Source organism: Cupriavidus sp. H18C2, assembly GCF_049393795.1.
In the GTDB taxonomy this organism is placed as follows: Bacteria; Pseudomonadota; Gammaproteobacteria; order Burkholderiales; family Burkholderiaceae; genus Cupriavidus; species Cupriavidus pauculus_C.
In genome coordinates this window covers 3,027,252-3,049,892 of the sequence record NZ_CP186010.1, presented here as the reverse complement: position 1 = coordinate 3,049,892, position 22,641 = coordinate 3,027,252, and the positions used below count along the sequence as shown (strand labels likewise).

Here is a 22,641-nt window from a genome sequence, read left to right as displayed (position 1 = left end):
GCGGCGGGGCCGGGCGCCGCGCCGGGAGCGGGTCGGGAACCGGACGCATGCGGGTACAATCAGACCCTTCACTTCTGCGCCGCCGGCCCGTCCGCGCGGCCCAACGCATTCCCACGCATTCCCGAAGCTCCCATGCATATTCACATCCTTGGCATCTGCGGTACGTTCATGGGGGGCCTCGCGGTCCTGGCGCGGCAGGCGGGCCACCGGGTCACCGGCTGCGACGCCAACGTCTACCCGCCGATGAGCACCCAGCTGGAAGCCCAGGGCATCGACCTGATCGAGGGCTTCGACCCGCAGCAGCTATCGCTGAACCCCGACCTGTACGTGATCGGCAACGTGGTGTCGCGCGGCAATCCGCTGATGGAAGCCATCCTGGACCGCAACCTGCCGTACGTGTCCGGCCCGCAATGGCTGGGCGAGCACGTGCTGAACGGCAAGTGGACGCTGGCCGTGGCCGGCACGCATGGCAAGACCACCACCACGTCGATGCTGGCCTGGGTGCTGCAGGACGCCGGCTACAACCCCGGCTTCCTGGTCGGCGGCGTGCCGCAGAACTTTGGCATCTCGGCGCGGCTGACAGAATCGGACTTCTTTGTCATCGAGGCCGACGAATACGACACCGCGTTCTTCGACAAGCGCAGCAAGTTCGTGCACTACCGCCCGCGCACGGCCATTCTGAACAACCTTGAATACGATCACGCCGACATCTTCCCCGATCTGGCCGCGATCGAGACCCAATTCCATCATCTGGTGCGCACGGTGCCCGGCCAGGGCCGGCTCGTCGTGAACGGGCTGGAGCCCGCGCTGGCGCGCGTGCTGGAACGCGGTTGCTGGAGCGAGGTGGAGCAGTTCGGCATGGGCGACTGGCGCGAAGGCGACGCCCGCACCGAGGCGCCGGCCGGCAAGGACGCGTTCGACGTGTACTTCCAGGAGGCGCTGCAGGGCACCGTGGTCTGGGACCTGCAGGGCACGCACAACCGCATGAACGCGATTGCCGCCATCGCGGCCGCCCGCCACGTGGGCGTGCCGCCGGCGCAGGCCATCGAGTCGCTGGGCCGCTTTGCCAACGTCAAGCGCCGCATGGAAGTGCGCGGTGTGGCCAGCGGCGTCACGGTCTACGACGATTTCGCGCACCATCCGACGGCCATCCAGACCACGCTCGACGGCCTGCGCCGCCGCGTGGGCGACGCCCGCATCCTCGCCGTGCTGGAGCCGCGCTCAAACACGATGAAGCTGGGCGTGATGGCGGCCCAACTGCCGGCCAGCCTGGAAGCGGCCGATCTGGTGTTCGGCTACGGCGCACCGTCCGGCAAGGACGCGCTGGGCTGGAACCTGGGCGACGCGCTGGCGCCCATCGGCGACAAGGCCGCCGCGTTCCAGGACCTGGGCGAACTGGTGCAGGCCGTGACCGCCGCCGCCCGCCCCGGCGACCACGTGCTGGTGATGAGCAACGGCGGCTTCGGCGGCATCCACCAGAAGCTGCTGGACGCCATCGGCGCCAAGGGCTGACGGCCCGCCGGCCACTTTCACACAGGGAATCCCATGCTGCTGTACCTGCACGGCTTCCGTTCCTCGCCGCAGTCGATGAAGTCGCGGCTCGTGCAGGAACGGATGCGCGCCTGGGGGCTGGAGAAGTATTTCGCCTGCCCGGTGCTCAATGTGTCGCCGTCCCAGGCGATTGCCCAGGCCGAGGCGGTCATCCGGGGCGCCCGGGCCGGCGGCGAGACCGACATCGCCGTCGTCGGCTCGTCGCTGGGTGGCTTCTACGCGCGCTGGCTGGCCGAGCGCCACGGCTGCCGCGCCGTGCTGCTGAATCCGGCCATCCATCCCTGGACCGACCTTGAGAAATATCTTGGCGAGCAGCCGCTGTACCACGGCGGCGGCTCGGTCGAGGTCAAGCGCGAACATCTGGACGAACTGCTGGCGCTGCGCGTGGATACCATCACGCGCCCGGAGCGCTATTTCCTGCTGGCGACCACCGGCGACGAGGTGCTGGACTACCGCGAGATGGTCGCGGCGTGCCCCGGCGCCCAGATCCGCGTGATCGAGGGCAGCGACCACGGCATCAGCGAATTTGACGCCTACGTCGACGAAGTGCTTGCCTTCTGCGGCTATCGGCCCGACGGACGCCAGCCAGCCCGCCCGGCATGACGGCGGCGGTTCCCGGCCAGAATGGCCCGAGCGGCCTGCGTGCCGCGTGGCACGCCCACCTGCCGTACGACGCCGCCATCCCGCTGAACCAGCGCCGCTGGATTGCCGGGGAGGGCTCGCTGACGGCCCGGCTGATGTCGGCGTCCAGCCGGTTCCGCGTGACGCGGATCAACCAGTCGCCACAGCCGCCGTTTGCCGATGAATGGCGCGCGCTGGGCCTGATCCGGCCCGTGCCGGCCATCACCCGCGAAGTGCTGCTGATCTGCGACGACGTGCCCGCGGTCTTTGCGCACACGATTGTCGATCCGTACCGCGCGCGGCGCGACTGGCCGTTTCTGCGCGGGCTGGGCAACCGGCCGCTGGGCGGCGCGCTGTTCGTCGATCCGCGCGTGCGGCGCGAGCCGTTCCAGTTCGCGCGGCTGACCGTCCATCACCCGCTGCGCCAGGCGCTGCAGCGGGTGCTGCCGGCGTTTGCATCGGTGCCGATGCTGCCCGCGCGGCGCTCGGTGTTCCGGCGCGGCGGCGGCGCCATGCTTGTGACCGAGGTCTTCCTGCCAGACCTGCTCACGCGGGCTGCGCCGCCCAACATCGGCGCCGGTGGCACCCGGCTGCCCCGCCGGATCGACACCCACCACAAGGAAGCGAGACCCGCATGAAACTGGAAGGACGGGTCGCCATCGAGCGCGCGATCCGCGATGTCGCCGAGGCCGCCGGGCCCGGCGGCGGCATGTCGCTCTGATTCCCCGCCCCTGGGATGCCCGCCGGCGCCAACGCTGGGTGCGGTATCATCCCGGGTCGAATATCCGCCCGGACGGGCCGGCTCGACCGCGCGCTTGTGCGCGCACCGTGGCGGCGTGTCCCGGCCCTTTCCGAAAGTACCGATCCATGCAGTTGCTGTTCGAAGAAGGCGGCGAAATCCGCGCCGGCACCGTCCTTGCCCAACAGGGCGAGGCCTACCAGGTGGAATTGCCCGCGGGCAAGCGCACCAAGGTCAAGGCAAAGGACGTGCTGCTGCAGTTTGCCCAGCCGTCGGCCAGTGAAATGGTGCGGCAGACCGGCGAGCTGACCGCCGAGATCGACCTCGACTTCCTCTGGGAATGCGCGCCGGCCGAGGAATTCGGCTTTGCCGACCTGGCTGCCGAATACTACGGGGCCGATGCCGGCGCAGTGCAGCAGGCTGCACTTGCGATGGCGCTGCATGGCAATCCCGTCTATTTCCGCCGCAAGGGCCGCGGCCGCTACCTGCGCGCGCCCGAAGACCAGCTCAAGGCCGCCCTGGCCGCCGTGGAGCGCAAGAAGCAGCAGTTGCTGGTGCAGGCCGAGTACGAGGCCCAGCTCAAGGCGCACCAGTTGCCCGACGCGTTCCGCGGCAAGGTGCTGCAACTGCTGTTCAAGCCCGACAAGAACAGTCTCGAATTCAAGGCCATGGGTGCCGCGTGCACGGCGCTGGGCATGACGCCGATGCGCCTGATGGTGGCCGTGGGCGGCGTGGAAAGCCCGCGCGCGCTGCACGAGGCCAAGTTCCTGGCCGACTGCTTCCCGAAGGGCACCGGCTTCCCGGACGTGGCCGTGCCGGACCCGTCGGGCAGCCTGCCCGTGGCCGACGTGGAGGCGTTCTCGATCGACGACGTCACGACGACCGAGATCGACGATGCGCTGTCGGTGACGCGCCTGGCCGACGGCAAGCTGCGCGTGGGCATCCACATCGCCGCGCCGGGGCTGGGCTTCACGCGCGGCGAGTCGCTCGACGCCATTGCCCGCCAGCGCCTGTCCACGGTCTATTTCCCCGGCGACAAGATCACGATGCTGCCCGACAGCGTGGTGGAACGCTACACGCTGCAGGAAGGCCGCACCTGCCCGGCGCTGTCGCTGTACGTGACGGTGGACCCGGACACGCCGGACGGCCTGGCCATCGTCGGCAGCGAGACGCGCGCCGAACTGGTGCCGATTGCCGCCAACCTGCGCCACAACCTGCTGGAGGACGTGGTCACCGAGGCCGCGCTGGCCAGCGGCACCGGCGACTACCCGTTCCGCGAGCAGCTTGGCGAGCTGTTCCGGCTGGCCAACCACCTGCACGACGAGCGCCAGAAGGCGCGTCTGGCCAGCGGCCTGCGCCCGGAGGCGCACAACCGCGCGGACTTCAACTTCTATATCGATTCGGTGGACGGCGGCGGCGAGCGCGTGCGGATCGAGCAGCGCCGGCGCGGATCGCCGCTGGACAAGATCGTGGCCGAGCTGATGATCCTGGCCAACAGCACGTGGGGCAAGCTGCTGGCCGACCACGGCGTGCCGGGCATCTACCGCACCCAGAAGGCGTGGGGCATGCACCGCACGCGCATGCAGACCTATCCGGCGCCGCACGAGGGGCTGGGCGTGGCGCAGTATGCGTGGAGCACGTCGCCACTGCGCCGCTACGTTGACCTGGTCAACCAGTGGCAGATCCTGGCGGTGGCCCAGCATGGCGTGACCGCCAAGCTGGTGGCGCCGTTCAAGCCCAAGGACGCCGACCTGCTGGCCGCCGTGGCGGACTTCGAAGGCACCTACGCGGCCTATGCCGACCACCAGTCGACCATGGAGCGCTACTGGTGCCTGCGCTGGATCGCGCAGGAAAACCGCGGCAAGCTGATGGCCACGGTGCTCAAGGACGGCGCGGTGCGCTTTGCCGAGATCCCGCTGGTGACGCGGGTGCCGGAACTGGCGCAGGCCGTGCGCGGCACGCAGGTGCTGCTGGAGATTGCGTCGACCGACGAGATCTCGCTGGAAGTGTCGTGCCGCGTGCTGGAGATCTTTGCCGGCGAGGGCGAACTGCCGGAAGAGGAACTGGAAGGCGACACCGAGGACGAGATGGCGGAGGTTTCCGCCGAGGCAGCCGCCGAGGCGGCGGCCGAGGATGCCGCCGAAGCCGCAGCGGAAGGTGGCACGGAAGGTGGCACCGAAGGCGCCGCCGAGGCCCCGGCCGAAACGGCCCCGGACGATGCGTCGGCGCCACGCGACACCGGCGCCAACCCCCCCGCCTGAGTCCTTCGGTAAACCGGGCGGCTCCCGTACAATCGAAGTCCGTTCCGGCCATCCCCCTGCAGGGGGGGGATGGCCGGTTTGCCGAACGATTGCCCTCCCACGCCGACCGCCTGGTCCCTGACCCATCGTGAACGCCGTTCTTCCCGCTTTCCGCCCCTCGCATCCGCGCGACTGGTGGCGATCCAGCAGCACGCTGGCCAAGGCGCTGGCCGTGTCGGTCGCCATCCATGCGGCGCTGCTGATGGTGCGCATTGCCGCGCCGGAAGTGTTCGAGATCAAGCGGTCCGATCCCCAGCTCGACGTGGTGCTGGTCAACGCGAAATCGGCCGAAAAGCCGCGCAACCCGACCGTGCTGGCCCAGGCCAACCTGGACGGCGGCGGCGACCATGACGCCCAGCGCGCCACCACGCCGCTGCCGGCGCAGACCGAATCGAAGGACGGCGACCTCGTGCGCCTGACCCAGCGCCGCATCGAGCAGCTGGAAGAAGAGCAGCGCCGCCTGATGACGCAGGCCCGCGAGGCGGCGCCGGCCGTGCGCAGCCAGCCCATGAAGCCGGGCGAGCAGCGCCTGGACACCCCGCTGCGCGGCCAGGACGACCGCACGTCGACCGACGAGATGGCCAAGCTGGAGGCCGAGATCGGCCGCAATCTCGAACACTACGCCAAGCGCCCCAAGCGCATGCAGCTTACGGCCACCAGCGCGCAGGGCGTGGAGTACGCGCAGTATTACGACCGCCTGCGCCGCCGGATCGAGGCGCGCGGCACGAGCGATTTTCCGCAGAAGAACGGCAAGCCGCTCTATGGGCAACTGATCCTGGTGATCAACGTGAACCGCCAGGGCAAGCTCGGCTATAACCGCGACGGCTACAACATCGACGCGATCGACGTGGCCAAGAGCTCGGGCGACCCGGCGCTGGACCGCCAGGCCGTGGCGATTGTCCGCGCGGCGGCGCCGTTCGGGCCGTTCACGGCCGAGATGCAGTCGAAGCAGGACATCCTCGAAGTCATTTCCACTTTCAAGTTCACCCGCAGCGGGCTCGACGTCCGCCTGCAAGGACGCTGATGACCGCAGAACAGTCTTCCCCCGCCGACCGCTACGTCGTGGTCGGCAACCCCGTCTCGCACAGCCGCTCGCCGGCCATCCACGCCGCGTTTGCGCGCCAGACCGGCGAGGCCGTGCAGTACGACCGCCTGGAGGCGCCGCTGGACGGCTTTGCCGACACCGTGCGCCGCTTTCTGGCCGAGGGCGGCCACGGCTGCAACGTGACCACGCCGTTCAAGCTGGAAGCCTACGACCTGTCCGACCGCCTGACGCCGCGCGCCGAGGCCGCCGGCGCGGTCAACACGATGTGGATCGAGGACGGGCTGATCCATGGCGACAACACCGACGGCGTCGGGCTGGTGCGCGACATCCAGGACAACCTCGACGTGCTGCTGGAAGACAAGCGCATCCTGGTGCTGGGCGCCGGCGGCGCGGCGATGGGCGCGATGCTGCCGCTGATCGAATGTCGGCCGGCCCGCATCGTGGTGGCCAACCGCACGGCGCAGAAGGCCAGCGACATGGTCGAGGCGTTCGTCGAGGCGGCCGACCAGTACGGCGTGGAGCTGTGGGCCGGCGGGCTGGACGCGCTGGGCGCGCTGTCCGAGGAAGAAGGCTGCGACGTGGTCATCAATGCATCGGCCAGCAGCCTGCAGGGCGAGCTGCCGCCGGTGCCCGAGCACCTGCTGGGCGAAGGCGTGCTGGCCTACGACATGATGTACGGCGCCCGGCCGACCGTGTTCCTGGCCTACGCGGCCAGGTGCGGCGCGCGCACGGCCGATGGCCTGGGCATGCTCGTGGAGCAGGCCGCCGAGGCGTTCTACAACTGGCGCGGCGTGCGTCCGGGGACCACCCCGGTGCTGGCCGAGCTGCGCGCCGCGCTGCAGGCGGAAGCCGCGCGCTAACCGCCCGTCATCTGCCTTGGCTCGCCAGCGCACCGCCGCCGCACGCGCGCCCGCCAGAGCGTCGGGCGCGGCCAATCCGCTGCGCTGGATCGGCTATCTGGGCGAATGCCTGATCGTCGGCGTGCTGGCGCTGCAGGTGTACTTCTTCCTGCAGATCGCGGCCTGGCAGTACCTGGACCCGTCGTCCACGTCGTTCATGCGCGCCGAGCGCTGGCGGCTGTGCGGGCTGAATGTCTGGAGCTGCTCGGTGGACCGCAAGTGGGTGGGCTATGGCGAGATGTCGCGCAACATCAAGCGCGCGGTGATCGCCAGCGAGGACGCCGACTTCGTGAACCACCCGGGCTACGAGCTGGATGCCATGCTGGACGCCTGGGAGCGCAACAAGAAGCGCGGACACATCGTGCGCGGCGGGTCGACGATCACCCAGCAGCTTGCCAAGAACCTGTTCCTGTCCTCGGAGCAATACTACGTGCGCAAGGGCCAGGAGCTGGCCATCACGTGGATGCTCGAATTCTGGCTGGACAAGCAGCGCATCTTCGAGATCTACCTGAACTCGGTGGAGTGGGGCGAGGGCGTGTTCGGCGTGGAGGCCGCCGCGCAGCACTACTTCCACACGTCGGCGTCCCGGCTGACCGTCGGCCAGGCCGCCCGGCTGGCTGCCGCGCTGCCGGCGCCCAAGTGCTTCGACAAGAAGGAGTACTGCGCCAACGTCCGCGTGAACTTCCGCACCAAGGCATCGATCATCGCCCGTCGCATGGGCGCGGCAACGCTGCCGGATTGAGGGGAGCCAGGGCCAGCCTGCTAGCTCAGCCAGCCCTTCCGGCGGAAATACACCAGCGGAATCGCCGCCGATACCGCCATCAGCGCGATGGCCCACGGGTAGCCGATGGCCCAGTCCAGTTCCGGCATCAGCTTGAAGTTCATGCCGTAGATGCTGGCGATCAGCGTGGGCGGCATCAGCGCCACCGACACCACCGAGAACAGCTTGATGATCTTGTTCTGGTTGATGTTGATGAAACCGACCGTGGCGTCCATCAGGAAGTTGATCTTGTCGAACAGGAACGCGGTGTGGTTCTCGATCGAGTCGATGTCGCGCAGGATCTGGCGCGCCTCGTCCTGCTGCTCGGCCGACAGCAGCTGGCTGCGCATCAGGAACGACACGGCGCGGCGCGTATCCATGACGTTGCGGCGGATGCGGCCGTTCAGGTCTTCCTCGCGGGCAATGGTTTCCAGCACGTCGGCGGCGGCGGCATCGGTCACGTTCTCGGCCAGCACGCGGCGGCTGGCTTCCTCCAGGCGCTCGTAGATTTCCTCGATCGAATCGGCCGAGTACTCGGCGTCGGTCGCGTAGAGGTCCATCAGCACGTCCTTGGCGTTGCGCACGGACCCCGGACGCATCCGGGCGCGCAGCCGCACCAGGCGGAACACGGGCAGGTCTTCGTCGTGGATCGAGAACAGGACGTCGCGCGTGAGCACGAAGGCCACGCGCACGTTGCGCGACGCCTCGTCCTCGTCGAGCAGGAAGTCGGTGCGGATGTGGATATTCTCGTCCTCGCCCTCGAAGTAGCGCGCCGACGCCTCCAGGTCGCCCAGGTCCTCCAGCTCGGGCAGGACCACGTTGTAGGCTTCCTTGATCCACGCCAGCTCCTCGTCGTCGGGGCTGACCACGTCGATCCAGATGGGCTTGTGCTGCAGCAGCTCGTTGCGCTCGTCGACCTGCTCCTGGGCAAGCCGGCCTTTCTGCAGGACGAACAGGTTGATCATCCCTGGGATTCCTTGTGACTGATTGCGCGGGTCGGAGACGTGCGCAGGCAAGGCTTGGCCAGCAAGGCGACCATGAGGCGGCCGGCAAGCGTGATCGCGCTGCCGGCGGGCGCGGGACCGCGTCCGGGGGCAAGGCGATGACGTTTGCCTGTTGCCTGTATCTGGCTGGCAAGCCGGGGGAGGGAAGATCCGGTGCGCGACGCGGCGGTCAGCAAGACGCACCGCGCGGGAATCGGAAGGACACACTCACCCGCAGGTGTCTGCGGGCAAGCACGGCGACGAGCAGGGCGATGGCCCCGCGCGGATCGGCGTTACGCAGCCCGCAGTGACATGGCATCCGGCGATGACGCGGCACGGCCGCGGCAGCCCGAACACCCGATGCTACTGCCCACGTAGTTTCTCCGGGATTCTGATGGCCGCGAGTGTAATCCAACGGGAGGGGGCTTGTTAAGTGAAATCTCTGGTGTTGCTCAGAGGCGCCGGCGCAGCAGCGGCGCCAGCATGACCGACGACAGCGCCGCGAACATCAGCACGATGGCCGCGTAGTCCTGCCAGTGCGGCGTCTCGCCCAGCAGCCACATGCCCGAGAACACGCCCACCACCGGAATGAACATGATCGACAGGCTCGACACCACCGGCGGCAGGCTGCGCGCCAGCGCGAACCAGACCAGGTGGCAGTAGGCAAAGACCACCACGGCGTTGTAGCCGATGGCGGCCCATTCCACGGCCGTCGGCATGCGCCAGCCGGTCTCGAACAGCGCCGAGCCGATGGCCAGGAACGGCAGCGTGACGGCCAGCATCCAGAACGTCAGCGCGCCGATGGATACGTCGATGGGCGTGCGTTTCATCAACTGGGTGCCAAAGCCCCAGCCGGCCGCCGCCACCAGCATCAGCACGGTGCCGGCCGGGCTGCCGGTCAGCGCGGCGATCTCGCCGGACAGCAGCAGCACCGTGCCGGCCAGCGCGCAGCCGATGCCGATCCAGGCCGACAGCGCAATCCGCTCGCGGAAGATCACCAGCCCCCAGATCACGGCCCAGATCGGCATGGTGTAGCCCAGGATGGCCGCGCGGCCCGACGACAGCAGCTTGACCGCGCAGATCGCGAACAGGTGCCAGATGACCATGTTAGGGATGGCCAGCCGCACCACGGTGCCCCACGCCTGGCGCGGCACGCGCAGCGATTCGCCGCGCACCTTGAGCGCCAGCCCCAGCGCCACGAGCCCGCCGGCCATGCACAGCAGCCGGAACCCCATGGCCGGGAAATGCGCCACGCCAAGCTTCATGATCGGCCAGTTCAGGCCCCAGGCAAGGGTCAGGATGACGAGCAGGAGCACGCCGCGGCGGTCGAGTTGCATGGATCGGCGGAATGGCGACGTGGCGGTCGCTCTTTTTAAGCGGAAGCTCCAGACAATAGCATGCCAGCAGGTAGAATGCCGCCGACGCCACCATGGCGCGCCGCGCGACGCCCGTCGCGCCCTGCCGGCGGCCAACCGCCCGGCCGCCGCGCGCGTTATGCTGTGCATACTGTCGAACCCGGGCGGGACGCCAGCCCCGCCCGACTTCTCCGAGCCTCCCATGACCTTTACCGAGCTGCTGTCCAGCGCCTGGCAGCGAAACGATTCCCTGCTGTGCGTCGGGCTCGATCCGGACCCGGCCAAGCTGCCGCTGTCGATGACCGGCACGGGCGGGGCGATCTTCTCGTTCTGCCGTGAAATCGTCGACGCCACCGCCGACCTGGTCTGCGCCTTCAAGCCGCAGATTGCCTATTTCCATTCCCAGCGCGCCGAGGACCAGCTAGAACAGCTGATCGAATACATCCACGACGCCCACCCGGGGATCCCCGTGATCCTGGACGCCAAGCGCGGCGACATCGGCTCCACGGCCGAGCACTACGCGATCGAGGCGTTCGACCGCTACAAGGCCGACGCGGTGACCGTCAGCCCGTACATGGGTTTCGATTCGATGTCGCCGTACCTGGCGCATCCGGGCAAGGGCGTGATCGTGCTGTGCCGCACGTCGAACCCGGGCGGCTCGGACGTGCAGTTCCTGCAGGTCGACGGCAAGCCGCTGTACCAGGTGGTGGCCGAGGCCGCGCGCGAACGCTGGAATACGAACGGCCAGATGGGCCTGGTGGTGGGCGCCACGTTCCCGAACGAGATTGCCCGGGTGCGCCAGATCGTCGGCGACATGCCGCTGCTGATCCCGGGCATCGGCGCCCAGGGCGGCGACATCGAGGCAACGGTGAAGGCCGGCCGCACGGCCGACGGCACCGGCATGATGATCAACTCGTCGCGCGCCATCCTGTACGCCAGCCGCGACAAGAACTTCGCCGCCGCCGCCCGCAACGTGGCGCTGCAGACGCGCGAGACGATCAACCGGTTCCGGCACGGCTGAGCCCGGTTGGCGCTGGTGGGCTCCCCTCTCCCGCGTGCGGGAGAGGGGCTGGGGGAGAGGGCCGGCGGCTCAAATTGCGACTTGTCGGCAAGCAGATGCTCAACGCCCTCTCCCCCGACCCCTCTCCCGCCGTGCGGGAGAGGGGAGCCAACTGTCAGACCGTCAACCCCCGCCTTACGCCTCGTTCCGAATCAGCTCGATCAGTCCGCGCATCGCGTGCTCGGCCGCCTGGCGGCGGATCTGGGCGCGGTCGCCCTTGAAGCGCTGGGTTTCGGTGCGGGTGGTGATGCGGTTGCTCCAGCCAAAGCAGACCATGCCGACCGGCTTGTCAGGGGTGCCGCCGGTGGGGCCGGCCACGCCGGTGATCGACAGCGACACCTGGGCGCGGCTGTTCAGCAGGGCGCCCTCGGCCATGGCGTGGGCCACTTCCTCGCTGACCGCGCCGTGGTCGCGGATCAGCTTCGCGGGCACGCCGATCATGGTCGTCTTGGCCTCGTTCGAATAGGTCACGAAGCCGCGCTCGAACCAGCCCGACGACCCCGAGATATCGGTGATGGCCGCCGCCACGAGCCCGCCCGTGCAGGATTCCGCGGTGGCGAGCATGAGCGAGCGTTCCGCGAGGGCGGCTCCGGCCTGGATGGCTAGCTGGTCAAGCAGGCGGCTGACGGACATGGCGGCGATTCCCCGAATCCTGGTGCAGAAAGGGCGCGGCGCTCAGAACGAGCGCCACAGGGCGAACACGAGCAGCGTGTAGAACGCCGCGAAGATATCGTCGAACATCACGCCGAAGGCGCCCGTGAAGCCGGGGCCCTTGAGCGTGCGGTCGTAGTAGCGGATCGGCGCCGGCTTGGCGATGTCGAACAGCCGGAACCACAGGAAGGCCGCGAACTGGCCCCAGAACCCGGTGGGCGTGACGAAGACGAGCACCAGCCAGAACGCCACGATCTCGTCCCAGACCATGCTGCCGTGGTCGTAGACGCCCATGTCGCGCGCGGTGCGCAGGCAGGCCCAGATGCCGAGCACGAAGCCCCCGGCGATGATCCACAGCCACGTGGTCGGCTCGATCCACATCGAGATCACGACGAACGACAGCCAGCCGTAGAGCGTGCCGACCGTGCCGGGGCTGACCGGCGACAGGCCGGAGCCAAAGCCAAGCGCCAGCAGCCGGGCCGGATGGCCAAGCATGAAGCGCGCGGTGGGGCGCGTGATGCGGGACGTCTGGCCGGCCTCCAGCGTGACGGGCTCGGCAGGATGGGCGGGGTCGCGCGGCGCGGCCCCGGGGGGATAGGCGGACATCAAGAACCTGGCTCGACTTTTCTAGTGATATATGGCGCGCAAGCGCACGGCTCTCCCTGTTGCGCGCATGCCCGGCATCATGACACGGCTTGGCGGCGGTGTGTCACGGCGCGGTGAAATGATCGAACGACGCGCCCGCGTACGTGTACGGGTCGCCATGGCGGTCGACCAGCCGCAGCCCGGCCTCCGGAGTGATCGATCCGGCACGTGTAAGCGGCAGGCCCAGTTGCTGGCCGATGGCGGCGATGGCCTCGCGCTGACCCACCGGGGCGGTGAAGCACAGTTCGTAGTCGTCGCCGCCGGCCAGCACGCAGTCGCGCTGGCAGCCGATCGGCTGCGCGCCCAGGATGGCCGAGCGGGGCAGGGCGTCGACGTCGACGATGGCACCGACCGACGAGCGGGCGAGGATGTGGCCCAGGTCGCCGATCAGGCCGTCGGAAATGTCCAGCGCCGCGTGCGCCACGCCGCGCAGCGCCATGCCCAGCGCCACGCGCGGCGTCGGGGTGTCCATGCGCGGCCGCACCTCGGTGAAATCGGGCTCGGGCAGCAGCCATTCGCCGCGGCAGTCGCCCAGTGCCAGCCGGGCGTCGCCGAGCGTGCCCGAGATCCAGATGTCGTCGCCCGGCCGGGCGGCGTCGCGGCGCAGCGCCTGGCGTAGCGGTACGTCGCCGAACACGGTGATGGAGAGCGTCAGGGGGCCCTTGGTGGTGTCGCCGCCGATCAGCTCGCAGCCGTGGTCGTCGGCCAGGGCCAGCAGGCCGCCGGCAAAGGCTTCCAGCCAGGCGGGATCGGCCTCCGGCAGCGCCAGCGCCAGCGTGAACGCGCGCGGCTCGGCGCCCATCGCGGCCAGGTCCGACAGGTTCACGGCCAGCGCCTTGTGGCCCAGCGCGCGCGGCGGGACATCGGGAAAGAAATGGCGGCCGCTGACCAGCATGTCGGTGCTGATGGCCAGCTGGTGGCCCGGGCGCGGGTCGATCAGCGCGCAGTCATCGCCCACGCCGAGCGCCGCCTTGTGCACCGGGCGCGTGAAGAAGCGGCGAATCAGGTCGAATTCGGAAAGGGAGACGGCGCTGGGATCTGGCATGAAGGTGGGGGGCATACCGGCTGGTCAAGCCCAGCGGCATGCGGCATATTGTACCGAAACGCAAAGGTGCCCCGCGCAAAACGCCCATTGTGAAATAGTTTTTCACAATATAAAATGCGCCATTTCCAAGGCAGCAGCCTAAGCGCCTGTGAAAGCGGAGACAGCGGGTTCGTGGAGCCGGCCCGTGCTCATTCCCAGCGTTATTCATGCGGCTCCACTGATCGGAAGATGCGCAGATGACAAGCCCTCAGCAGTCCCCGTCCCAAGACGATCTGAAACAGCAGCAGCGTGAGGCGCTGCGCAAGGCCGCACTCGAATACCACGAGTTTCCGACCCCCGGCAAGATTTCCGTCACCCCCACCAAGCCGCTGTCGAACCAGCGCGACCTGGCCCTGGCCTACTCGCCGGGCGTGGCCGCCGCGTGCGAGGAAATCGTCGCCGACCAGGCCAATTCCTTCCGCTATACCGCCCGTGGCAACCTGGTGGCCGTGATCACCAACGGTACCGCCGTGCTGGGCCTGGGCGACATTGGCGCCGCGGCGTCGAAGCCGGTCATGGAAGGCAAGGGCGGGCTGTTCAAGAAGTTTGCCGGCATCGACGTCTTCGACATCGAGATCGACGAGAAGGACCCCGAGAAGCTGGTGGACATCATCGCGTCGCTGGAGCCCACGTTCGGCGGCATCAACCTTGAAGACATCAAGGCGCCGGAGTGCTTCTACGTGGAGCGCAAGCTGCGCGAGCGGATGAAGATTCCCGTCTTCCACGACGACCAGCACGGCACCGCCATCGTGGTGGGCGCGGCGGTCATCAACGGGCTGAAGGTCGTCGGCAAGGACATCTCCAAGGTGAAGCTGGTGGCCTCGGGCGCCGGCGCGGCCGCGCTGGCCTGCCTGGACCTGCTGGTCGACATGGGCCTGCCGATCGAGAACATCTGGGTGACGGACCTGGCCGGCGTGGTCTACGAGGGCCGCACCGAGCTGATGGACCCGGAAAAGGCGCGCTTCTCGCAGAAGACCGACAAGCGCAAGCTGGCCGAGGTCATGGACGGCGCCGACATCTTCCTGGGCCTGTCCGCCGCCGGCGTGCTGAAGCCGGAAATGGTGCAGAAGATGGCCGACAAGCCGCTGGTGCTGGCGCTGGCCAACCCGAACCCGGAAATCATGCCGGAACTGGCCAAGGAAGTGCGTCCGGACGCCGTGATCGCCACGGGCCGCACCGACTATCCGAACCAGGTCAACAACGTCCTCTGCTTCCCGTTCATCTTCCGTGGCGCGCTGGACTGCGGCGCGACGACGATCACGCGCGAGATGGAGATTGCCGCGGCCAACGCCGTGGCAGAGCTGGCCCGCCAGGAACAGAGCGACATCGTGGCCACGGCCTATGGCATCCAGGACCTGTCGTTCGGCCCCGAATACCTGATCCCGAAGCCGTTCGACCCGCGCCTGATCGTCAAGATCGCGCCGGCCGTGGCCGAGGCGGCGGCCAAGAGCGGCGTGGCCGCGCGGCCGATCGAGGACATGGACGCGTATCGCCTGCAACTGCAGCAGTTCGTCTACCACTCGGGCACGCTGATGAAGCCGATCTACGCGGCCGCGCGCAAGGTGGAGATGGAAAAGAAGCGCATCGTCTTTGCCGAGGGCGAAGAGGAACGCGTGCTGCGCGCCGTGCAGGTGATCGTCGACGAGAAGCTGGCCAACCCGATCCTGATCGGCCGTCCGGCCGTGCTGTCGCACCGGATCGAGCGCTTTGGCCTGCGCCTGCGCATGGGCGTGGACTTCACGGTCGTCAATCCCGAGCATGACGAGCGCTTCCGCGACTATTCGGACACGTACTACCGCATGATGGCCCGCGAGGGCGTCACCCAGCAGTACGCCAAGCTGGAAATGCGCCGCCGCACCACGCTGATCGGCGCGATGCTGGTCAAGAAGGGCGAGGCCGACGGCATGATCTGCGGCACGGTCAGCACCACGGCGGCCCACCTGCGCTATATCGACCAGGTGCTGGGCGGCACGAACAAGGTGTACGCCGCGATGAACGGTCTGGTGCTGCCGGGCCGCCAGATCTTCCTGGTGGACACGCACGTGAACGTCGACCCGACCGCCGAGGAACTGGCCGAGATCACGATCATGGCGGCCGAGGAACTGAAGCGCTTTGGCATCGAGCCGAAGGTGGGGCTGCTGTCGCATTCGAACTTCGGCACGTCCGAGGCACCGTCGGCCCGCAAGATGCGCGATACGCTGCAGATCCTGCGCGACCGCGCGCCGGACCTGGAAGTGGATGGCGAAATGCACGGCGACAGCGCGCTGGACGAGAAGCTGCGCGATTCGCTGGTGCCGGACGGCTCGCTCAAGGGCGAAGCCAACCTGCTGGTCTGCCCGAACATCGACGCGGCCAATATCTCGTACAACCTGCTCAAGGTGGCGGCCGGCAACAACGTGGCCATCGGCCCGATCCTGCTGGGCGTGAAGGCGCCGGTGCATATCCTGACGCCGTCGGCCACCGTGCGCCGTATCGTCAACATGACCGCGCTGGTCGTGGTGGACGCCGCCGCCAAGGGTTGATCGCCGTAAAAGCCCGCGGGCCGGCGCCGGCCCGCCGGGCCATCGTCCGCATGTGATGCAGAAGCCGGGTCCGCCCGGCTTTTTTCATGTCCGCGCCCGGCGCCCCTTGCGAGGTTAGTATGCGCACACATATCAATAACATATTGAAACAATTGAAGAAATTCCGCCTGCCACGGCGCGGGGATTGATTAATGATGGACTTGCGCGTAACCTTACGCCTTTGAATGCGGACGCTCGCCTGGGCGTGCCGGAGCCGTCGCAGGCCTTTCTGCGTGGCGCCGGAATGACCCGCCATCAACCTTCGCCAACGATTCATTCACCATCGTGGGTTCCCGGAATTCGCAAAGCCAGTCGCAGCGGCAGTCAAGTCGGCAGTCCCTGAGCCTGGTACGGAGCCTGGGCCACGTGTTGGCCGGCGCGGCGCTGACGATGGCGCTGTCCCTGGCGCCGCAGGGTGCGATGGCAAGGCAGTCGCCCGACCCGGCCGGGATGGTGGGAACCATCGCGGCCCCGCAGTTGCCCAACGAGGCGCAGCAGACGCTGGAGCTGATACAGGCCGGCGGGCCGTTCCCGTATGACAAGGATGGTTCGCGGTTCGGCAACTACGAACGCATCCTGCCGCAGCAGCCTCGTGGGTATTACCGCGAATACACCGTCAAGAACAGCAAGAGCCGGAATCGGGGAGCCAGGCGGATCGTGTGCGGTGGTGACCAACGCGCCGCCAACGACTGCTATTACACGGAAGACCACTACAACAGTTTCAAACGGATAACCAAATGATGACTGACATTTTCGGACTGGGCGACGCCCTTGCCGCCCGCGAGGAGCGCGGCGCCGGAGATGGCTGGCAAAGGGCTCACCATCACGCCCAGAACCTATATGACAACGTGCTGATGATGCCCCGCCAGGATCTGACGCACCGACTTCCGCCCGCCTGTGCGCCAGTCATGGTCACGTGGGCTGACGACGGCACCAACGAGGGAGCCATGAATCTGTTCAAGACGGTGCGTCCCAACATCGTCCAGTCGATCCGCGCGTTCCGGGTGCCCGAGCTGTCCCAGGCCGCCGCCGCGCTGAACCAGCATTTCCTGTACGCCAACTGCGCCGATTGCGCGAGCAAGGCGGAAATCCTGGAGCGGATTGCCACGGAATTCACGTTCCCGAAGCATTTCGGCAAGAATTTCGACGCCCTGTCCGACTGCCTGACCGACATGATCCACAAGTCGGGCCCGCAGCCCGGTTTCGTGATCGTGCTGGAAGGTCTGCCGATCGCGCAGAAGTTCGACAAGGAAGCGCGCGAGGTGCTGCTCGACGTGTTCCGTGACGCCGCCGAGTTCTGGAGCGAGCGCAAGGTGCAGTTCCGGGTGTTCTACTCGTTCGCCTGAGCGCCGCGCCGGCTCCGCGCTGGCATGATGAAAAAAAGCCCGCTGCTGCCAGCGGGCTTTTTGTTTGGGCGAACGCCGTGGCGCGGGCGTTCAGGCCGGCGGCGGGACCTGCCCGTTCGGCGTGAGCCGGTCGATCAGTTCCGGCAGGCCCTCGCTGAGGCTCGCGGCCACGTCGTCGGATGACATGCCGGTGGTTTCCGCCAGCGACTGCAGCGCGCCGGTGTCGCCCAGCGCCGACGACAGGTCGGCCGGGCTGACCGCCTCATTGGCGCCGGTGCCGATCCAGGAATCCACCTGATGGCCCAGCCCGGCCTGGCCCAGGATGTCGCGCAACGCGCCGATGCCGCCGGCCGCCGCGCCCATCGCCTGTGCCGATCCGCCGGCTTCGCCCTGACCGCCCAGCAGGCCGCCCAGCAGCGATCCGAGGTCGAGACCGCCCGGCGCCGGCGCGCTGCCGCCGCCCAGCATGCCACCGAGCATCCCGCCCAGGCCACCCAGACCCCCGAGTCCGCCCAGCCCGCCACCCGCCGCGCCCGCGTCGGCGGGGTCGGCCGGCGCCACGCTGCCGTCGGCGCCCTGGTGCTTGTTGCGCATGGCCAGCATCGCCAGCAGGCCAAGGGCCATGATCAGCTTCGGATTGACGCCGCCGGACTGGCCCGGCTGGCCGCCCCGCTGGCCCAGCACGCCACCCAGCACGCTATCGAGTAGTCCCATCTCAGACTCCTTATCAAAATCCGCCAAGGATGGCGTTCAGCGTTGCCAGGCATGCCAGCCCGGCGGTTTCCGTGCGCAGGATGCGCGGCCCCAGCGTCACGCCGATGAAACCGGCGCGGCGCGCGGCGTCTTCCTCGTCGGCGGACAAGCCGCCTTCGGGCCCGATCAGCAGCGTGACGCCCGTGGCACGCCATGCGTCACGGTGCGTCGCGGCCAGGTCCGCCAGCGACCCGGACGCGCGCGGCGACAGCAGCAGCCGGGCGCCCGGGGCCGGTGCGCTGGCCAGCCACGCTTCCAAGGTAGCGACCGGCGCCACGGCCGGCAAGCGATTGCGTCCGCATTGTTCGCACGCGGCCTGCACCAGCGCCTGCCAGTGCGCCTGGCGCTTGGCCGCGCGGTCGCCAGACAGCCGCACGACCGAGCGGCTGGCCTGCAGCGGCTGGATCGCCGTGACTCCCAGTTCCACGGCTTTCTCGATCAGCCAGTCCATCTTGTCGCCGCCGGCCAGCCCCTGGGCCAGCGTGACGGTGAATGGCGTTTCGGCCTCGGCGGCGTCATGGGCGCCCACGCGGGCCAGCGCGTGCCGCTTGCCGATCTCGGCCAGCGTGGCGGCGTGGCTGCCGCCCTGGCCGTTGAACAGCGTGATGGCGTCGCCGGTGGCCAGGCGCAGCACCTGCACGTGGCGGACGACGGGTTCGGGCAACGGCAGCACGGCATCGGCGACGAGCGCCGTATCGACAAAGAATCTCGGTGGCATCAAGCGTTGGGGGTGGCGTCGGGGGATGCGGCCAGCCGCGTGGCGAAGCCCCATCGGTATCCATCGGGGTCCTCGACCATGCAGTAGCGGTCGCCCCAGAACTGGTCGGCTGGCGGCGCGATGCTGGTGGCGCCGGCAGCGATGGCGCGCGCGTACAGCGCGTCCACGTCGTCGCAGTAGACGTAGAACGTCTGGGGCGCTTCCACGCCCATGGAGCGGGGCGTGCGGGCCGTGCTGCCCCAGGCGCCCTCGGGCGCGAACATGATGACGAGCTGGCCCCGGTAATGCATTTCGGCATGGGTGGGCACGCCGTTTTCGTCGACCACGTGGCCGGCTTCGAAGCCGAAGGCCCGCTGGTAGAAATCGATGGCGGCGCGTCCGCTGGCGACCGTGAGATAGGGCGTCAGCCAGGGCGTATTGGGCGGTCTGGACATGAGGGTCTCCCGGATGGCACAAGCGCCCGGCCGCACGGCGCGGCGGGGCGTCCGTGCATGTTACGCGGGACGGCCAGCGCTGTCGAAGATCGCCTGGAGGTGGCGCGGGTGATCGAACAGCGCCGGATGCAGCTCGGCGCGGTAAGCGCGCAGGGCGCCGTCGAGCTGCCACTGGCGCAGCCGGTCGGCAATGCGCGCGGGCGGATGGGTGGCGATGTCGAGCGCGTCGCTGGCCAGTGCGATGCCCCACAGCGCGCCATACGCGGGGATGAACGTGGTCAGCGGCGCCACGTGCCGGAACACCTGGCGCAGCCGGGCCAGCAGCAGGCGGCTGGCATCGGGCCGGTGCCACGGCGGTCCGAGATGCATCGAGATCGCCCCGCCCGGTGTCAGGCAGCGGCGCGCGGTCTGCATGCCGTGCGGGGAGAAGAGGGCGGCGGCGGGGCTGCCGTCGTCGGCCTCGGTCAGGTCGTAGACAATCAGGTCGAACTGGCGCCCGGCCCGCGCAAAGGCTTCCATCAGCCCCAGGCCGTCGCCGATGGCGATGTGCAGGCGCGCATCGCCGGGCTCGTCGAGCGCGCCCCGGTGGATGCCGGCCAGCCACGTGCGCGCCAACCGCACGACTTCGGCGTCCAGTTCGGCCACCACGACTTCCCGCATCGTGGGAATCCGTAGCAGTTCGAAGGCCGAGCCGCCGTCGCCGCCGCCCACGACCAGCGCGCTACGTGGCGAACCGTGCACTGCCGCCATCGGCACCGTCATCAGTTCGTGCTGGATGAAGGCGTCGGCTTCGGTGCTCATCACGCGGCCATCCAGCCGGAAAATCCGGCCAAAGCGCGCGTTCTCGCCAATTTCCACCTGCTGGTGGGGCGTGCGCGAGGCCGCCAGCACGGCGATCTCGCCCAGCGTGGTGCCCACGCCGGGCGCCAGCCATTCGGTCCACGTCTGAGACCCCCTTCGGGACGTGTCCGGACGCCCGGAAATGCCGCCTGCTTCTGCTAAAATTGCGGTTTTCCCGCCGTCAGGTTCCCGCATGTCTGCCCTCGCCCATCCCGCCACCAGTCCTTTCGCCAACCAACCCGTCAAGCTGATGGCCGATGCCATCCGCGTGCTCGCCATGGACGCCGTCCAGCAGGCCAACTCCGGCCACCCCGGCGCGCCGATGGGGATGGCGGACATCGCCGTGGCACTGTGGGGACGGCACCTGAAGCATAACCCGGTCAATCCGCAGTGGGCCGACCGCGACCGCTTCGTGCTGTCTAACGGCCACGGATCGATGCTGATTTATGCCCTGCTGCACCTGACCGGCTACGACCTGCCCGTGGAAGAGCTGCGCAACTTCCGCCAACTGCACAGCAAGACGGCGGGCCACCCCGAGTACGGCATTACGCCGGGCGTGGAAACCACGACCGGCCCGCTGGGCCAGGGCATCACCAACGCGGTGGGCATGGCGCTGGCGGAACGCCTGCTGGCCGAGGAATTCAACCGCCCGGGCTTCGACATCGTCAACCACCACACGTACGTGTTCATGGGCGACGGCTGCCTGATGGAAGGCATCAGCCACGAGGCCTGCTCGCTGGCCGGCACGCTCAAGCTGAACAAGCTGATCGCGTTCTGGGACGACAACGGCATCTCGATCGACGGCGACGTGGTGCACTGGTTTGCCGACGACACGCCCAAGCGCTTCGAGGCCTATGGCTGGAACGTGATCCGCGCCGTGGACGGCCATGACGTGGTGGCCGTGGACAACGCCATCGCCCAGGCCAAGGCCAGCGACAAGCCGACGCTGATCTGCTGCCGCACGATCATCGGCAAGGGCGCGCCGAACAAGGCCGGCGGCCACGACGTGCACGGCGCCCCGCTGGGCGGCGCCGAAGTGCTGGCCACGCGCGAGGCGCTGGGCTGGGCGCACGCCCCGTTCGAGCTGCCCGAGGACGTCTACGCGGCCTGGAACGCCAAGACCACCGGCGCGGCGCTGGAAAAGGCCTGGGACGCACTGTTCGACGGCTACGCCGAACTGCATCCGAACGAGGCCGGCGAATTCAAGCGCCGCATGCGAGGCGAACTGCCGGCCGCGTTCGACGCCGCCGTGGACGCCTTCATCGCCAAGTGCGAGGAAAAGGCCGAGACCATCGCCACGCGCAAGGCCAGCCAGAACACGATCGAGGCGTTCGCGCCGGTGCTGCCCGAATTCCTGGGCGGCTCGGCCGACCTGACCGGCTCGAACCTGACCAACTGGTCGGGCACGCAGCCGGTGCGCGTGGACGCCTGGGGCAACCACATCAACTACGGCGTGCGCGAGTTCGGCATGAGCGCCATCATGAACGGCATCGCGCTGCATGGCGGCTACGTGCCCTACGGCGCCACGTTCCTGACGTTCTCGGACTACAGCCGCAACGCGCTGCGCATGGCCGCGCTGATGAAGATCCGCTCGCTGTTCGTGTTCACGCACGATTCGATCGGCCTGGGCGAGGACGGCCCGACGCACCAGTCGATCGAGCATGTGGCCAGCCTGCGCCTGATCCCGAACATGGACGTCTGGCGTACCGCCGACACCACCGAGACCGCCGTGGCCTGGGCCCAGGCGATCCGCCGCGAGAACGGCCCGAGCTGCCTGATCTTCAGCCGCCAGAACCTGCCGTTCCAGCAGCGCGACGACGCGACGCGCGCCAACATCGCCCGCGGCGGCTACGTGCTGCGCGACGCCAGGAACCCGCGCACCAAGCGTCCGGACGCCGTGATTCTGGCCACGGGCTCGGAAGTGGGCCTGGCCGTGGGCGCGGCCGACGCGCTGGCCGCCGATGGCGTGTACGTGCGCGTGGTCTCGGTGCCGGCCACGACCGTGTTCGACAAGCAGGACGCCGCCTACAAGGCCAGCGTGCTGCCGGCCGGCGTGCCGCGCGTGGCCGTGGAAGCCGGCGTGACGGACTTCTGGTGGAAATACCAGGTGCAGGCCGTCGTCGGCATCGACACCTTCGGCGAGTCGGCCCCGGCCGGCGTGCTGTTCAAGCATTTCGGCTTCACCGTGGAAAACGTGGCGGACACCGTCCGCGCCACGCTGGCCCAGTAAATCTCGCCCGCGCGGTTGGCCGGTGCGATGCGCCGGCAACCGGCGCGCGCTACCGGCTTCATCGAT

General features: G+C 68.7%; 21 protein-coding genes. 12 read left to right on the top strand and 9 right to left on the bottom strand.

What is annotated here, in order from left to right; all coding sequences use genetic code 11:
• The first annotated feature begins 132 nt into the window (after positions 1-132).
• From mpl to mtgA, 7 genes are all read left to right on the top strand, one after another.
• A complete protein-coding gene (mpl, locus tag EPAKOI_RS13820; RefSeq protein WP_124683260.1) occupies positions 133-1,512 on the top strand; it encodes a UDP-N-acetylmuramate:L-alanyl-gamma-D-glutamyl-meso-diaminopimelate ligase in 1,380 nt (459 codons plus the stop codon).
• Between the two features lie 33 nt (positions 1,513-1,545).
• On the top strand, positions 1,546-2,154 hold the full coding sequence (locus EPAKOI_RS13815) for a YqiA/YcfP family alpha/beta fold hydrolase (RefSeq protein ID WP_423192426.1): 609 nt from the start codon (positions 1,546-1,548) through the stop codon (positions 2,152-2,154).
• On the top strand, positions 2,151-2,810 hold the full coding sequence (locus EPAKOI_RS13810; protein ID WP_423192425.1) for a chorismate--pyruvate lyase family protein: 660 nt from the start codon (positions 2,151-2,153) through the stop codon (positions 2,808-2,810). Before EPAKOI_RS13815 ends, EPAKOI_RS13810 begins: the two co-directional genes overlap by 4 nt.
• A 229-nt stretch (positions 2,811-3,039) precedes the next feature.
• On the top strand, positions 3,040-5,172 hold the full coding sequence (locus tag EPAKOI_RS13805; RefSeq protein WP_423192424.1) for a ribonuclease catalytic domain-containing protein: 2,133 nt from the start codon (positions 3,040-3,042) through the stop codon (positions 5,170-5,172).
• Between the two features lie 127 nt (positions 5,173-5,299).
• Complete coding sequence (locus EPAKOI_RS13800) at positions 5,300-6,235, top strand: energy transducer TonB family protein (protein ID WP_124683264.1); 936 nt, start codon at positions 5,300-5,302, stop codon at positions 6,233-6,235.
• Positions 6,235-7,116 carry a shikimate dehydrogenase gene (gene aroE, locus EPAKOI_RS13795; RefSeq protein ID WP_423192423.1) on the top strand — a complete coding sequence of 294 codons (882 nt, stop codon included), beginning with the start codon at positions 6,235-6,237 and terminating at the stop codon, positions 7,114-7,116. The genes EPAKOI_RS13800 and aroE overlap by 1 nt, the downstream gene beginning before the upstream one ends.
• Before the next feature lie 79 nt (positions 7,117-7,195).
• On the top strand, positions 7,196-7,897 hold the full coding sequence (gene mtgA / locus EPAKOI_RS13790; RefSeq protein WP_124685034.1) for a monofunctional biosynthetic peptidoglycan transglycosylase: 702 nt from the start codon (positions 7,196-7,198) through the stop codon (positions 7,895-7,897).
• A 20-nt stretch (positions 7,898-7,917) separates the two neighbouring features.
• Here mtgA and corA read toward each other — a convergent pair whose 3' ends face one another.
• Together corA and EPAKOI_RS13780 are read right to left on the bottom strand one after the other, a co-directional pair.
• The gene (corA, locus tag EPAKOI_RS13785) at positions 7,918-8,880 is read right to left on the bottom strand and encodes a magnesium/cobalt transporter CorA (protein WP_124683266.1); all 963 of its coding nucleotides are present in this window, start codon (positions 8,878-8,880) and stop codon (positions 7,918-7,920) included.
• Positions 8,881-9,350: 470 nt separating this feature from the next.
• Positions 9,351-10,235, bottom strand: coding sequence for a DMT family transporter (locus EPAKOI_RS13780; RefSeq protein ID WP_313835325.1), 885 nt, complete (start codon positions 10,233-10,235; stop codon positions 9,351-9,353).
• Between the two features lie 220 nt (positions 10,236-10,455).
• Here EPAKOI_RS13780 and pyrF point away from each other — a divergent pair, with 220 nt between their 5' ends.
• Positions 10,456-11,274, top strand: coding sequence for an orotidine-5'-phosphate decarboxylase (gene pyrF, locus EPAKOI_RS13775; RefSeq protein ID WP_124683268.1), 819 nt, complete (start codon positions 10,456-10,458; stop codon positions 11,272-11,274).
• Positions 11,275-11,448: 174 nt separating this feature from the next.
• Here the strand turns inward: pyrF and EPAKOI_RS13770 are convergent, their stop codons facing one another.
• From EPAKOI_RS13770 to thiL, 3 genes are all read right to left on the bottom strand, one after another.
• A complete protein-coding gene (locus tag EPAKOI_RS13770) occupies positions 11,449-11,946 on the bottom strand; it encodes a CinA family protein (protein ID WP_124683269.1) in 498 nt (165 codons plus the stop codon).
• Between the two features lie 42 nt (positions 11,947-11,988).
• Entirely contained in the window at positions 11,989-12,570 is a 582-nt protein-coding gene (locus tag EPAKOI_RS13765; RefSeq protein ID WP_124683270.1) for a phosphatidylglycerophosphatase A family protein, read from the bottom strand.
• Positions 12,571-12,673: 103 nt separating this feature from the next.
• Complete coding sequence (gene thiL, locus EPAKOI_RS13760) at positions 12,674-13,654, bottom strand: thiamine-phosphate kinase (RefSeq protein ID WP_423192422.1); 981 nt, start codon at positions 13,652-13,654, stop codon at positions 12,674-12,676.
• 236 nt (positions 13,655-13,890) lie between these two features.
• Between thiL and EPAKOI_RS13755 the strand changes: the two genes are divergently transcribed.
• The 3 genes from EPAKOI_RS13755 to EPAKOI_RS13745 all read left to right on the top strand — a co-directional run bounded on the left by EPAKOI_RS13755 (position 13,891) and on the right by EPAKOI_RS13745 (position 17,600).
• Positions 13,891-16,215: an NADP-dependent malic enzyme gene (locus EPAKOI_RS13755; RefSeq protein ID WP_124683271.1), complete on the top strand. Its 2,325-nt coding sequence runs from the start codon at positions 13,891-13,893 to the stop codon at positions 16,213-16,215.
• A gap of 429 nt (positions 16,216-16,644) precedes the next feature.
• Positions 16,645-16,995 carry a ribonuclease domain-containing protein gene (locus EPAKOI_RS13750; RefSeq protein WP_423192421.1) on the top strand — a complete coding sequence of 117 codons (351 nt, stop codon included), beginning with the start codon at positions 16,645-16,647 and terminating at the stop codon, positions 16,993-16,995.
• Positions 16,992-17,600 carry a barstar family protein gene (locus EPAKOI_RS13745; protein ID WP_313835324.1) on the top strand — a complete coding sequence of 203 codons (609 nt, stop codon included), beginning with the start codon at positions 16,992-16,994 and terminating at the stop codon, positions 17,598-17,600. The genes EPAKOI_RS13750 and EPAKOI_RS13745 overlap by 4 nt, the downstream gene beginning before the upstream one ends.
• 90 nt (positions 17,601-17,690) lie before the next feature.
• Here the strand turns inward: EPAKOI_RS13745 and EPAKOI_RS13740 are convergent, their stop codons facing one another.
• From EPAKOI_RS13740 to EPAKOI_RS13725, 4 genes are read right to left on the bottom strand one after another with little or no spacing between them, the layout of a single operon-like run.
• On the bottom strand, positions 17,691-18,314 hold the full coding sequence (locus EPAKOI_RS13740) for a YidB family protein (protein ID WP_423192420.1): 624 nt from the start codon (positions 18,312-18,314) through the stop codon (positions 17,691-17,693).
• A 13-nt stretch (positions 18,315-18,327) separates the two neighbouring features.
• The gene (locus EPAKOI_RS13735) at positions 18,328-19,071 is read right to left on the bottom strand and encodes a 16S rRNA (uracil(1498)-N(3))-methyltransferase (RefSeq protein ID WP_423192419.1); all 744 of its coding nucleotides are present in this window, start codon (positions 19,069-19,071) and stop codon (positions 18,328-18,330) included.
• The gene (locus EPAKOI_RS13730) at positions 19,071-19,505 is read right to left on the bottom strand and encodes a VOC family protein (protein WP_124683276.1); all 435 of its coding nucleotides are present in this window, start codon (positions 19,503-19,505) and stop codon (positions 19,071-19,073) included. The genes EPAKOI_RS13735 and EPAKOI_RS13730 overlap by 1 nt, the downstream gene beginning before the upstream one ends.
• 60 nt (positions 19,506-19,565) lie before the next feature.
• Positions 19,566-20,423: a spermidine synthase gene (locus EPAKOI_RS13725; protein ID WP_313835320.1), complete on the bottom strand. Its 858-nt coding sequence runs from the start codon at positions 20,421-20,423 to the stop codon at positions 19,566-19,568.
• A gap of 64 nt (positions 20,424-20,487) precedes the next feature.
• Here EPAKOI_RS13725 and tkt point away from each other — a divergent pair, with 64 nt between their 5' ends.
• The gene (tkt, locus tag EPAKOI_RS13720) at positions 20,488-22,575 is read left to right on the top strand and encodes a transketolase (protein WP_423192418.1); all 2,088 of its coding nucleotides are present in this window, start codon (positions 20,488-20,490) and stop codon (positions 22,573-22,575) included.
• Positions 22,576-22,641 lie beyond the last annotated feature (66 nt).

Excerpts from the sequence above, each read along its gene's own strand:
- EPAKOI_RS13755 (WP_124683271.1), top strand. The coding sequence starts at position 13,891 with ATGACAAGCCCTCAGCAGTCCCCGTCCCAAGACGATCTGAAACAGCAG.
- corA (WP_124683266.1), bottom strand. The coding sequence starts at position 8,880 with ATGATCAACCTGTTCGTCCTGCAGAAAGGCCGGCTTGCCCAGGAGCAG.
- EPAKOI_RS13780 (WP_313835325.1), bottom strand. The coding sequence starts at position 10,235 with ATGCAACTCGACCGCCGCGGCGTGCTCCTGCTCGTCATCCTGACCCTT.
- pyrF (WP_124683268.1), top strand. The coding sequence starts at position 10,456 with ATGACCTTTACCGAGCTGCTGTCCAGCGCCTGGCAGCGAAACGATTCC.
- EPAKOI_RS13740 (WP_423192420.1), bottom strand. The coding sequence starts at position 18,314 with ATGGGACTACTCGATAGCGTGCTGGGTGGCGTGCTGGGCCAGCGGGGC.
- tkt (WP_423192418.1), top strand. The coding sequence starts at position 20,488 with ATGCCGCCTGCTTCTGCTAAAATTGCGGTTTTCCCGCCGTCAGGTTCC.
- aroE (WP_423192423.1), top strand. The coding sequence starts at position 6,235 with ATGACCGCAGAACAGTCTTCCCCCGCCGACCGCTACGTCGTGGTCGGC.
- EPAKOI_RS13770 (WP_124683269.1), bottom strand. The coding sequence starts at position 11,946 with ATGTCCGTCAGCCGCCTGCTTGACCAGCTAGCCATCCAGGCCGGAGCC.
- mpl (WP_124683260.1), top strand. The coding sequence starts at position 133 with ATGCATATTCACATCCTTGGCATCTGCGGTACGTTCATGGGGGGCCTC.
- thiL (WP_423192422.1), bottom strand. The coding sequence starts at position 13,654 with ATGCCAGATCCCAGCGCCGTCTCCCTTTCCGAATTCGACCTGATTCGC.
- EPAKOI_RS13810 (WP_423192425.1), top strand. The coding sequence starts at position 2,151 with ATGACGGCGGCGGTTCCCGGCCAGAATGGCCCGAGCGGCCTGCGTGCC.
- EPAKOI_RS13765 (WP_124683270.1), bottom strand. The coding sequence starts at position 12,570 with ATGTCCGCCTATCCCCCCGGGGCCGCGCCGCGCGACCCCGCCCATCCT.
- EPAKOI_RS13805 (WP_423192424.1), top strand. The coding sequence starts at position 3,040 with ATGCAGTTGCTGTTCGAAGAAGGCGGCGAAATCCGCGCCGGCACCGTC.
- EPAKOI_RS13815 (WP_423192426.1), top strand. The coding sequence starts at position 1,546 with ATGCTGCTGTACCTGCACGGCTTCCGTTCCTCGCCGCAGTCGATGAAG.
- EPAKOI_RS13745 (WP_313835324.1), top strand. The coding sequence starts at position 16,992 with ATGATGACTGACATTTTCGGACTGGGCGACGCCCTTGCCGCCCGCGAG.
- EPAKOI_RS13735 (WP_423192419.1), bottom strand. The coding sequence starts at position 19,071 with ATGCCACCGAGATTCTTTGTCGATACGGCGCTCGTCGCCGATGCCGTG.
- EPAKOI_RS13750 (WP_423192421.1), top strand. The coding sequence starts at position 16,645 with ATGGCGCTGTCCCTGGCGCCGCAGGGTGCGATGGCAAGGCAGTCGCCC.
- EPAKOI_RS13730 (WP_124683276.1), bottom strand. The coding sequence starts at position 19,505 with ATGTCCAGACCGCCCAATACGCCCTGGCTGACGCCCTATCTCACGGTC.